This window comes from Bacteroides sp. NSJ-48 (assembly GCF_014287405.1).
GTDB classification, from domain to species: domain Bacteria; phylum Bacteroidota; class Bacteroidia; order Bacteroidales; family Bacteroidaceae; genus Bacteroides; species Bacteroides stercoris.
In genome coordinates, this window is record NZ_JACOOD010000106.1 from 1 (window position 1) to 1,346 (window position 1,346).

At 48.0% G+C, this 1,346-nt stretch carries 2 protein-coding genes; both read left to right on the forward strand.

Annotated elements, in window-relative coordinates; all coding sequences use genetic code 11:
- A partial coding sequence (locus H8S52_RS19645) for a mobilization protein (protein WP_186910406.1) occupies positions 1 to 792 on the forward strand: 792 nt, incomplete at its 5' end.
- 164 nt (positions 793 to 956) lie between these two features.
- A partial coding sequence (locus H8S52_RS19650) for a CHC2 zinc finger domain-containing protein (protein ID WP_255470131.1) occupies positions 957 to 1,346 on the forward strand: 390 nt, incomplete at its 3' end.

Below are 1,346 nucleotides of genomic sequence, written 5' to 3' on the forward strand. Positions count from 1 at the left end.
CGGAAAATCCTCTATGTAGATACCGAGCAGAGCAAATACCATTGCCATAAGGTCATGGAGCGTATTTTGCGACTTGCCGGACTGCCTACCGACAAGGACAGGGACGATTTTGTTTTCATCGTGCTAAGAGAGCAGACCCCCGACAAGCGGAAACAGATTATCGGCTATATGCTTGAAAATATGCCCGATGTGGGGTTGCTCATCATTGACGGAATCCGTGACTTGATGTACGACATCAACAGCCCCAGCGAATCAACCGACCTAATCAACCTTTTGATGCGCTGGTCAAGTGGGTATAACCTGCATATCCACACCGTGCTGCATTTGAACAAGGGGGATGACAACACAAGGGGGCATATCGGTACGGAACTGAACAACAAGGCTGAAACCGTCCTGCAAATCACGAAAAGCCAGCAGGACGGCAACATAAGCGAGGTAAAGGCGATGCACATACGTGACCGGGAATTTGACCCGTTCGCATTCCGTATCAATGACAACGCTTTACCCGAAATCGTGGATGATTATGTATTCCAACAACCTAAGCAGGACAGGAACTTCTCGCTTACGGAACTGACTGGACAGCAACACCGGGAAGCGTTGGAGAACGGTTTCGGCAAGCAGGTGGTACAAGGCTATTCCAATGTCATAGCGGCATTGAAACAGGGTTATGCGAGTATCGGTTACGAGCGTGGACGCAATGTTCTTGTGTCGCTTAACAAGTTTCTTGTGAACAAGCGCATGATTGTGAAAGAGGGCAAGGGCTACCGCTATAATCCCGATTTCCATTATTAAAAGTCAGTTTGGTTTAGTCCGGGTGTATATACAAGAGGAACGGACTTACTATTTCCCAGTATCGGAACAGGCAGGTTTAGTATGGTACGGGTGTATATATAACGGACTAAACAGGACTGGCGCACTTTTCAACTGTTTTTTTAATCCCCAAAAAAGAAAATGTTATGAACATCGAAGATGTGAAACAAATACCCATCGCAGACTATCTGCACAGTTTAGGTTACTCTCCTGTCAAGCAGCAGGGTAACGGTTTATGGTACAAATCACCGTTAAGGGAGGAACACGAACCGTCTTTCAAGGTGAACACTGACCGCAACCTTTGGTATGACTTTGGCGCAGGCAAGGGCGGCAACCTCATCGCACTGGCAAAGGAACTCTATTGTTCAGACAGCTTGCCATACCTTTTAAACCGGATAGCGGAACAGACACCGCACGTCCGTCCGGTCAGTTTTTCTTTTCCCCAGCGTAGGACAGAACCGAGCTTCCAGCATTTGGAAGTCCGTGACCTTACCCATCCGGCATTGCTCCGTTACTTGCAGGGACGGGGTATCAAT